General features: G+C 69.8%; 8 protein-coding genes. 3 read left to right on the forward strand and 5 right to left on the reverse strand.

Annotated features, from left to right (window positions below; all coding sequences use genetic code 11):
* From VF536_RS21775 to pcp, 3 genes are all read right to left on the reverse strand, one after another.
* Positions 1 to 971, reverse strand: a 971-nt coding sequence (locus VF536_RS21775) for a DUF692 domain-containing protein (RefSeq protein ID WP_331616987.1), incomplete at its 3' end; no start/stop codon positions are given.
* Positions 968 to 1,168 carry a hypothetical protein gene (locus VF536_RS21780; RefSeq protein ID WP_331616988.1) on the reverse strand — a complete coding sequence of 67 codons (201 nt, stop codon included), beginning with the start codon at positions 1,166 to 1,168 and terminating at the stop codon, positions 968 to 970. The genes VF536_RS21775 and VF536_RS21780, both read right to left, overlap by 4 nt.
* 268 nt (positions 1,169 to 1,436) lie before the next feature.
* Positions 1,437 to 2,075, reverse strand: a complete 639-nt coding sequence (gene pcp / locus VF536_RS21785; protein ID WP_331616989.1) for a pyroglutamyl-peptidase I — start codon at positions 2,073 to 2,075, stop codon at positions 1,437 to 1,439.
* Between the two features lie 475 nt (positions 2,076 to 2,550).
* On the opposite strand from pcp, the gene VF536_RS21790 reads away from it, so the two are divergent.
* The gene (locus VF536_RS21790) at positions 2,551 to 4,353 is read left to right on the forward strand and encodes a M66 family metalloprotease (RefSeq protein ID WP_331616990.1); all 1,803 of its coding nucleotides are present in this window, start codon (positions 2,551 to 2,553) and stop codon (positions 4,351 to 4,353) included.
* A 148-nt stretch (positions 4,354 to 4,501) separates the two neighbouring features.
* Entirely contained in the window at positions 4,502 to 7,039 is a 2,538-nt protein-coding gene (locus tag VF536_RS21795) for a GspE/PulE family protein (protein WP_331616991.1), read from the forward strand.
* A gap of 12 nt (positions 7,040 to 7,051) precedes the next feature.
* Here VF536_RS21795 and VF536_RS21800 read toward each other — a convergent pair whose 3' ends face one another.
* Positions 7,052 to 7,699, reverse strand: a complete 648-nt coding sequence (locus VF536_RS21800) for a TetR family transcriptional regulator (RefSeq protein WP_331616992.1) — start codon at positions 7,697 to 7,699, stop codon at positions 7,052 to 7,054.
* Between the two features lie 153 nt (positions 7,700 to 7,852).
* On the opposite strand from VF536_RS21800, the gene VF536_RS21805 reads away from it, so the two are divergent.
* On the forward strand, positions 7,853 to 8,674 hold the full coding sequence (locus VF536_RS21805; protein ID WP_331616993.1) for an oxidoreductase: 822 nt from the start codon (positions 7,853 to 7,855) through the stop codon (positions 8,672 to 8,674).
* A 14-nt stretch (positions 8,675 to 8,688) separates the two neighbouring features.
* Here the strand turns inward: VF536_RS21805 and VF536_RS21810 are convergent.
* The coding region (locus VF536_RS21810) for a 3-deoxy-D-manno-octulosonic acid transferase (protein WP_331616994.1) at positions 8,689 to 9,674 on the reverse strand (986 nt) is incomplete at its 5' end.

Here is a 9,674-nt window from a genome sequence, read left to right on the forward strand (position 1 = left end):
CCACGACGCACGCCGCGCGGCGCTTCCTGCGGGGATTCGTGGCGCAGACGCGTGGACGGCCGCGGTCGCGGCGGCGGCGGCGCGATGAGCTCGCGATCGAGCGCGGCCTGTTCGCGCCGGGCCCGCGCCACCTCCTCGCACAGGCTCGCCAGCGGCGGCAGGCCCTTGTCCCACTCGATCAAGGTGGGCCGCGCGCCGATCTGCGTCAGCGCGTGGCGGTACAGCGACCAGACGTCCTCGCCGATCGCGCCGCCGTGGTCGGCGATGGTCATGCCCTCCAGCGAGGCATGACCTGACACGTGATACTGGCCGACCGTGGTCGGCTCCACGCCGTCGAGCCACGCGAGGCCCTCGCGCAACGCGGCCTCCGCATCCAGCCCGCGATTGAGCGCATTGACGAACAGGCTGTTCAGGTCGAGCAGCAGTCCGCACCCCGTCTGGGCGGCCAGGGCATTGAAGAAGTCGACTTCCCGGATCGCCTCCGCTTCCCCGTCCTCTTCCCAGGCCAGGTAGGCGCTGACGTTCTCGATCAGGATCTGGCGACCCAGGCACTGCTGCGCCGCGTCGACCTGCGACGCCAGCAGCGACAGGCCGCGCGGGCTGAGAGGCAGGGGCAGTTGCTCGTGCGCATGCACGACGCCGTGGCCATGCCGCGCGCGGGTGAAGGCGGCGTGTTCCGACACCGCCGCGGGCTTGACCGCATCCATCAGCGACCGCACGCGCTGCAGGTGCCGGGTGTCGATGCCGGCCGCCGAACCGAGGCCCAGTCCCACGCCGTGCAGGCTGATCGGAAACCTGCCGGAGGCGTCCAGCAGCAGCTGACGGTTGGCACCGCCGGCTGCCAGGAAATGCTCGGTGTGGACTTCCAGGAAATCCAGGTCGAGCGCGCCGCGCGCCATCACCTCGCGGTAGTGCGGCTGACGCCAGCCGATGCCGACGGCGACCGGCCACAGGGCCGCGCCGCGCCTCATCGCTCGCCCCGGACGCGGTACGCCCACTCGTCGGGCGCGCGGTCGACGGCCGAAGGGCCGGCCCATTCGTCCGGTCCCGCCTTGGCCAGGTCGTAGCACGCCTGCCTGGTCTTGCCGTCAGCGGCCCGCCCGCCGCACGGAGGGGCCGCGGACAGGGAGGCCGTCAGCGCAGCGAGGACGATCTGGCGAATGGTCATGGATGACTCCGATGAGCGGGGGACGCCCCGCGTAGGTGACAGGCGCTTGGCGCAGCGCCCGATCGGATCGACCGCGCCGCCGCGCATGGGCCCTCAGTTGGGCCACCCTGTCCCCTCGCTCTGCGCTCGGGTCCCATTCATTGACATCGGTCAAACGCGTGATCGCGCCGCCGAGAACCGCCGGACAATCACGCCGGCCCTTCTCCGCCCTGCCTTCTCCGCCCTGTCTTCTCCGAGCCGCCTTCTCCGAGCTGTCTTCTCCGCGCCGTCAGTCGAGCTGTCCGCCCCCCGCGCGGATCTCCTGGGCGGAGACGGCCAGCTCCACCGCCAGCCGCGTCGCCGCGACCAGCGTCGGCAGCGGCAGGCTGGGTGCGCCGGGATGGCGCGCGGCCTGTTCCGGCAGATAGGGGATGTGCATGAAGCCACTGCGCACGCCCAGGCCGTTCAACCGATGCTGCAAACCGTAGAAGAGGTGGTTGCAGACGAAGGTCCCGGCCGTCTGCGAGACAGAGGCCGGATACCCCGCCGCCCGCAGCCCGGCCACGATCGCCTTGATCGGCAGCGTGGAGAAGTAGGCCGCCGGGCCGTCCGCCACGATGGGTTCGTCCACGGGCTGCGCGCCGGCGTTGTCCGGGATGCGCGCGTCGTCCACGTTGATCGCGACCCGCTCCAGCGACAGGTCGCAGCGCCCGCCCGCCTGGCCGATCGCCAGCGTCATCACGGGCTTCACGCGGTGCAAGGCTTCATCCAGCCGCCGCAGAGCCTCGCCGAACACGCAGGGCAGCTGCACGGCCACGACGCGCGCGCCGGCGATCACCTCGCCGTTGAGCGATCGCGCCAGTTCCCAGGACGGATTGACGACCTCGCCGCCGAACGGGTCGAAGCCGGTGATCAGGAGGTTCTTCATGGCGAGGAGTCTAGACGTGCCGGTTCGCGGGAACCCTCCCGGATCAGGCACCGGGCGTTACACGTCTTACTCCAGTGGGTGGAGATTGGCTCATCGAAGCAGATGATCTCCCCATCCGGTGCGACGAGACTTCGCGCCTTCCCTCGCTCCTGATCGATCCATGTCACTGCGCCAGCCTCTTCACGTTGCATCCGCCTCATTCGCGTCATCCGGGTCCGCCGAGTCATCCGCGAGATCCCGTCGCCGGGCCTCCGCCGGCGGCCAAGTCGCGCAAGACCCGGCCCCTGTCCTCACCCGGACGCGTCTCGCCCTCTGCGCGGCGCTGGCGGCGAGCGCGCTGGTGGGGGCTTGCGGTGGAAGCGGCGGTGGCAGCAACAGCGACAGCGGCAGTTCGACGGACGGCGCGGGATCCGGGGGTGGATCCGGCGGTGGATCCGGCCAGACGCCGGGCGTCCTGACGATCCAGCGCCTCGAAGTGGCGCAGACGCATCTGTTGCCGGACGGCGTGCGCTCCTGGTCGCCGCCGACGCCAGCCAGCGCCAGCGAGTCGCTGCACCTGGTCGGTGGACGGGAAGCGCTCGCGCTGCTGCGCCTGTCGGCGGCGGACACCCGCCAGCCGCTGCTCGAAGGCGTGATCGCCGGCCAGTCGCTGGGCACGGTCGCGCTGAATCCGCCGGCGATGCTGCCACCGACCGAAGCCTCCGGTCCGGCCTACGACACCGACCTGTACACCGCAACGCTGCCGGCCGCCTGGCTGCGCCCCGGCCTGACGCTGCGGGCCAAGGCAGCCAACTACAACGCGGGCGAGGCGCGCGCCGTCGAGGTCGGCGCGGACATGCCGTTCACCGTGCGCGTGCTGCCCTTCTACCTGTTCGGCGCGGATGAAACGAACTCGGGGCGTCCGCTGAGCATCACCGCCACGCCGCCCGTGGACGCCGTCACCGAGATGTTCGCGAAATGGCCGGTCGCCCGGCTGGAAGCGGTGAATCACCCGGCGCGCCTCGTGTCCTGGCCGACACTCGTCATCGCGCCCCGCGGCGACGCCAACGGCCAGGCGCGACCCGCCTACGTGGCCCATTCGACCGCCGACTACAAGGACGGCTTCGCCGGTCTGTCCGGCGTGCTGGGCGTGCTCGGCGCCCTGCGCAACGCCAACGGCGAGGGATCGCTGCCGGTGCAGTACTACGCGCCGCTGCTCGCGCTGGACGCGGCCGGCAAGTACCGCGGTCCGGGCGGCGGTCTGGGCGGCGGCAGCGACGGCGCGGGCGACGAGCTCTACGCCGGCATCTTCATCCACGAGCAGGGCCACGCCTTCGGCCTGCCGCACGTCGGCGAGGCCTTCGACGACGGGCGTTATCCCTATTCTTGGGGCAGCCTGAACGGCTCCACCTGGGGCTACGACGCCAACCGCAGGCAACTCCTGGCCCCGTTCGTCCCGACGACCGCGTCGCGTTACGCGACGTGCAAGACCGACACCTTCGGCGCCAAGCTCCGCACGCTGGACGCGAGCGGGCGCTGCGTGAAGCAGGACCCGATGCAGAGCGGCTCCGGCGACCAGGCGGCCGGTTACCGCTACGCGACCTTTTCCGACTACAGCACGGCGGTCATGCAGCGCTACTTCGAAGGCCGGACGACGGTCGACGGCAAGGGCGTCCACGTGCCCGGCGGCCGGCTGGTGGCGGATGCCGCCTTCGCCAGCGGCTACAAGCAATGGGACACGCTCGACAAGCGCTGGGTGGAGGCGTCGACCGCGACGACCTCCAACGGCATCTACGGCCTGGACCGCGGGCTGCCGCAGCAGCGCGGCGTGCCTGTCCATGCGATCGTGCTGACCCTCGACAACGCGGGCACCGCCGGCACGGGCGGCACCTCCGGCGCTGCGGGCACCACGCAGATCTATCCTCCGCTGAGCTTCACCGGGAACCTGCTGCGCGGGATCGACCCGACCTCGGCCGACGACCGCGCCAGCATCGTCCCCGACACCTCCGTCAACGCCTGGTACTGCCGCAACGGCGGCTGCGACTTCACGCTGCGCCTGACCTATGCCGACGGCAAGGTCCGCCACCGGCTGCTGCAGGGTGGATTCCGCCCGTTCAATCAGGCGCGCGGCACGCCGCCCGCCAGCGCGCTCGATCCGCTGAACGGCAACAGCTTCCGGCAGTTCGCGGTCCAGGTCCCGGGCGACCAGCCCTTGAAGAAGATCGAACTGCTCGACACGCCGATGGTCTGGGAAGGCCTGCCGGTCAATCCCCGGGTGATCGTCTCGCGCACGCTCTGAGCGTCGGCCCGTCCGTCCAGGCGATCGGGTCAGGCGATCCGGTCTGCCCGTTCGCTTGGCCGCTTATCCGGGTAGTGGCTACTCCTCAAACGGGTTAATCTCCCGCCTCAAGAATGTCCAGATACAAATTCCCCGCGGAGACCGCCAGATGACCGACCCGTCCGTGCCGCTTCAATGGCCTCAAGCCCAGCCGGGCAGCGCCCCGGCCGAAGCGGTACCGCAGTTCGAGTGGCCCACCCCGCCCTTCGCCGCCTACCCCCGGCCGCGTCCGCAACGCGAGCCGCAGGCCTGCGAGATCATGGGACTGAACGGCAGTCGCACGGTCGGCAAGGTCATCCTGATGGTGCCGGCGGAGCGGCTGGCGCAGGTCGTCGTGCCGCCGGCGCGCAACGCGATGCCGCTGAAGTTCTCGCAGTTCAAGGCGCTCAAGCTGCTGCACGCGATCGAGGTCCCGCCGCGCGACCCGGCCACGGCGAACGACGCGACCTCGCTGGACCAGCGCCCGCGCAGCGACTTCAAGCTGGTGTACCAGGGCGGCGAGGAACAGAAGGGCTCCACCATCGGCCACCACGAGACCGAGCTGGGCCTGTTCCTGTTCCCGCCGGTCAGCGAGACCAGCGACTGGGTGCGCTGCATGTTCGTGCCGCGCGAGGTGCTGGTCAGCTTCGAGGTCGGCGAGCGCATCGGCGACCTGCTGGTGCGCCAGCAGGTGGTGACGCAGGCGCAGGTCGACGCCGTCGCCGACGAGCAGCGCGAGCTGCGCGACCGCCGCGTCGGCGACATCCTGGTGGCGACGCACATCGTCAGCGCCGAGCAGCTGATGCAGGCCATCGAGCAGCAGGCCAAGATGCCGATGGTGCGCATCGGCGAGGCGCTGCTGGCGCTGGACCTGATCACGCAGCCGCAACTGGACGAGGCGCTCGCGCAGCAGAAGCAGGACCGCTCGGTCCCGCTGGGCGAGCTGCTGGTGCGCAAGGGCATCGTGACGCGCGCGCAGCTGCAGTCGGCGCTGGCCCGCAAGATGGGCTATCCGCTGGTCGACGCCGACAACTTCGCGATCGAGCCGGACTCGGTGCGCAAGCTGCCGTTCTCGGTCGCCAAGCGGCTGGAGGTGCTGCCGCTGGTGCTGCGCGACGGGCGCCTGATCGTGGCGATGGAGGATCCCACCCGGCGCGACTGCATCGACGAGGTCGAGTTCATCACCCAGCTCAAGGTCGTGCCGGCGCTGGCGCGCCTGGGCTCGCTGATGTTCGCGATCCCCAGCGCCTACGAGCGCTTCGGCAGCCAGCCGGTCTCCGCCCTGAGCGGCGCGCTGCCGGCGCTGACGATGGACTTCGAGCTCGACAGCTCCGACAAGCTGATCGAGACGCTGGAGCGCGAGGGCCAGGAGCAGTCCGCCCGCGAGACGGCGCGCGAGGAGGAGAAGGACCGGCAGATCGAGCAGAGCGACAACTCGCTGGTGCGGCTGATCAACACGATGATCATCGACGCGCACAACCAGAACGTGTCGGACATCCACATCGAAACCTATCCCGGCAAGGAGAAGGTCAAGATCCGCTTCCGCAAGGACGGCGTGCTGCAGCCTCACCTGGAGCTGCCGCACACCTACCGCAGCGCGATGATCGCGCGGATCAAGATCATGTGCGACCTCGACATCTCCGAGCGCCGCAAGCCGCAGGACGGCAAGATCAACTTCGCGAAATTCTCGGAACGCCACAAGATCGAGCTGCGGGTCGCGACCATCCCGACCAACAACGGGCTAGAGGACGTGGTGATGCGGATCCTGGCCTCGGCCAAGCCGATCCCGATGGAGAAGCTGGGGTTCTCGGCGCGCAACCTGCGCGAGCTGAAGGCGGCGTCCGAGCGGCCGTACGGCATGGTGCTGTGCGTGGGCCCGACGGGCTCGGGCAAGACGACGACGCTGCACTCGGTGCTGGCCAACATCAACAAGCCGGAACGCAAGATCTGGACGGCCGAGGATCCTGTGGAAATCACCCAGGCGGGGCTGCGCCAGGTGCAGGTCAACCCGAAGATCGACTGGACCTTCGCCAAGGCGCTGCGCGCCTTCCTGCGCGCGGACCCGGACGTGATCATGGTCGGCGAAATCCGCGACGAGGAAACCGCGGAGATCGCCGTCGAAGCCTCGCTGACGGGTCACCTGGTGCTCTCCACGCTGCACACCAACAGCGCGCCGGAGACGGTCACCCGGCTGCTGGACATGGGCATGGACCCGTTCAACTTCGCCGACTCGCTGCTGGCGGTGCTGGCGCAGCGGCTGGTGCGGCGCATCTGCCCGTCGTGCCGCACGTCCGAGCCGATGACGGACGCGACGCTCAACGAGCTGCTCGACGACTACCTGCATGTGTTCTCGGTCGAGAACCGGCCGGACCGCGAGAAGGTCCTCGCCGAATGGAAAGGCCTCTACGGTCAGCCCAACCTGCTGCAGTACCACTCGCCCGGCTGCGACAAGTGCGACAACACCGGCTTCAAGGGCCGCGCGGGCCTGCATGAACTGCTCATCGTCACCCGGCCCATCCGCCGGCTGATCCAGACCGGCGGGCGGGCGGAGGAGCTCATGCACCTGGCCATGTCCGAAAGCATGACGACGCTGCGGCAGGACGGGATTGCGAAGGTGCTGCAGGGCGTCACCACCCTGGGCGAGGTCAGGTCGACCAGCAACCAGTAGCCTGTGCGCAGGCTACGGCCTGGCGAGCCCGAGCGCCGTGGCCTTCAGCAAGTGCCGCAGGCGCGGGCCGAAGTCCAGCGCGACATGCCCCCACGCCGGCACCTGCTCATAGAGCCGGGCCAGGGTCTCGGTCGGGTGCGAGGCCTGCCAGAAGCCGGCGGCCAGCATGCCCGCCGTGGTGAGCAGGTTCGCGACCTGCTCGGCCGTCATGCCGCTGGCCTGGACCAGAGCCCCCACCATTTCATCGAAGGCGGCGAAGGCATTCGTCTTGTAGCGGCGCGCGCGTTCGATGTCCACGCTGCCTTCCAGGCTCAGGATGGCGTGGGTCAGAAGATCGCAGAAGACCGGGAGCGCGGTGATGGTGTCCGCCACCACGTCGGCCACCTCGGCCGGCTTCAGTTTCCTGCGTTGGGTCGCGACGCGGCGCTTGATCGCGTCGCGCCACTGCGCCCATCCGCGCTCCGCCAGCTCCAGCAGCAGTTCTTCCTTGTTGGCGAAGTAGCGACGCACGCCCGTCCGGTGCAGGCCGGCCCGTTCCGTGACCGCCGCGACCGTCACGAACCGCACGCCGCCCAACTCCGCGGCCAAGGCTTCCGCCGCATCGAGCAGCGCGTCGAAACGCTGCTGCTTGTCCTCCAACGAGCGCGCTCTTTCTTTCATGACACCACTTTAACGCACCACAGGATGCGCTAAATCCGGAACCGTGCTATCGTTTCCATAACGCATCACTAGGTGCGCTAACTTGTCGCCCCGCCGCTGACGCCTTTGCGCGCTGCCGCCTTTGCGCTTGTTGCGCCTTCACGGAGAACAACCATGACACCCACCATCAAGCCTGTGGCCCTGATCACCGGCGCCTCCTCCGGCATGGGCAAGGACTTCGCGCTGCGGCTGCTTGCCGAGGGCTACGAGGTCTACGGCGCGGCCCGCCGGACGGACCTGATGGCCGCCATCCAATCGGCTGGCGGCGTGGCCTTGGCGATGGACGTCACCGCGGACGCCTCGCTGGTGGCCGCGGTCGATCAGATCATTCGCGAGCGAGGCCGGATCGATGTGCTGATCAACTCGGCGGGATACGGGCAGATGGGTGCCGTCGAGGACGTGACGATGGAGGACGCCCGCCGGCAGATGGACGTCAACCTGTTCGGCCTGGCTCGGCTGACCCAGCTGGTCCTGCCCCACATGCGCGCGCGGCGCTCGGGCAAGATCATCAACATCTCCTCGATCGGCGGCAGGTTCGCGACGCCCCTGGCGGGCTGGTACCACGCGTCGAAGTTCGCGCTGGAAGGTTATTCCGATGCGTTGCGGATGGAGGTCGCGCCCTTCGGCATCGACGTCGTTGTCGTCCAGCCGGGCGGCACGGACAGCGAGTGGATCCCGATCGCGATCGAGCAGCTGCAGCGCGTGTCGGCGCACGGTGCCTATCGGGGCCTGGTCGACGGCATCGTCGAGTCGCCCACCTGGAAGCGCAAGATGCCGTCCCCGGCCATCGTCACGGACCTGGTGGTCAAGGCGTTGAAGACCAGACGGCCCCGGACCCGCTATGTCGCGGGCTTCATGGCCAAACTCGCCGTGCACTTGCGCCACCTGTTATCGGACCGCCTGTTCGATCGTCTGATGATGGCGTCGATCAAGTAGATCGTCGGCTCGGCCTAGCGATCCAGCAGCGCCAGGATCGGCGCGGCCATCCGCGCCGCCGCGCCGCGATGCGCCGCGGCGAAGGCGGTGGCCGCTGCCGCCATCGCGTCGCGTTCGGCTGTTTGGGTGAGCAGGGTCAGGGCTTGCGTCAAGCCTTGCGGGAGCGTCTCGACTCGGCGCGCGGCGCCGGCCTGCAGCGACAACTCCGCCGCCTCGGCGAAGTTGAAGGTGTGCGGCCCCATGAAGAGTGGCACGCCGCAGGCGGCCGTCTCGATGAGGTTCTGGCCGCCCAGCTTCTCGAAGCTGCCGCCGAGCAGCGCGACGTCGGCCAGGCCGTAGTACAGCGCCATCTCGCGCATCGAATCGCCCAGCCACACGTCCGCCACGCCCGCGCTCAAGGGCGGCGTGGCGATGTCGCTGGTGCCGAAGGCGCTGCGCCGTGCGAGCGTGAGCCCGGCGTCGGTCACCATCGCGGCGATCTCGTCGAAACGCTGCGGGTGTCGCGGCACGATCAGCAGCAGCGGGGAAGCCGCAGCCGCCCTCGCCTGCGACGCCGCCTTCCAGGCGGCCAGCATCGCGGCTTCCTCGCCTTCGCGGGAGACCGCCAGCATCACCACGGGTCGATTCAGTCCGGCGCGCCAGACGCGGCCTCGCGCGAGCAGCGCTTCATCAGGCTGGAGGTCGAACTTCAGGTTGCCGCAGACGCGCACGTCCTCGACGCCGGCCTGACGCAGGCGGTCGGCGTCGCCGGTCGTCTGCGCGAGCGCGAGCCTCAGGCTGCGCGCCGCCGGCGCGAGCAGCGCCTTGAACTTCTCGCCGCGACGCAGGCTGCGCGCCGACAGCCGCGCGTTGGCCAGGACCATGGGCACGCCCGCCTTCCGCGATTCGTGCTGCACGTTGGGCCAGATCTCCGTCTCCATCAGCACGCCGACCGCGGGCTGCGTGCGCTTCAGGAAACGGCGCACCGCGCCCGGCGTGTCGAAGGGCAGCCAGCGCTGCG

Origin of the sequence: Roseateles sp., from assembly GCF_036486225.1 — a bacterium.
Classification (GTDB): domain Bacteria; phylum Pseudomonadota; class Gammaproteobacteria; order Burkholderiales; family Burkholderiaceae_C; genus Roseateles.

What these genes read in the sequence shown, in the direction of transcription:
- VF536_RS21780 (WP_331616988.1), bottom strand. Translation starts at nt 1,168, where the DNA reads ATGACCATTCGCCAGATCGTCCTCGCTGCGCTGACGGCCTCCCTGTCC.
- pcp (WP_331616989.1), bottom strand. Translation starts at nt 2,075, where the DNA reads ATGAAGAACCTCCTGATCACCGGCTTCGACCCGTTCGGCGGCGAGGTC.
- VF536_RS21795 (WP_331616991.1), top strand. Translation starts at nt 4,502, where the DNA reads ATGACCGACCCGTCCGTGCCGCTTCAATGGCCTCAAGCCCAGCCGGGC.
- VF536_RS21800 (WP_331616992.1), bottom strand. Translation starts at nt 7,699, where the DNA reads ATGAAAGAAAGAGCGCGCTCGTTGGAGGACAAGCAGCAGCGTTTCGAC.
- VF536_RS21805 (WP_331616993.1), top strand. Translation starts at nt 7,853, where the DNA reads ATGACACCCACCATCAAGCCTGTGGCCCTGATCACCGGCGCCTCCTCC.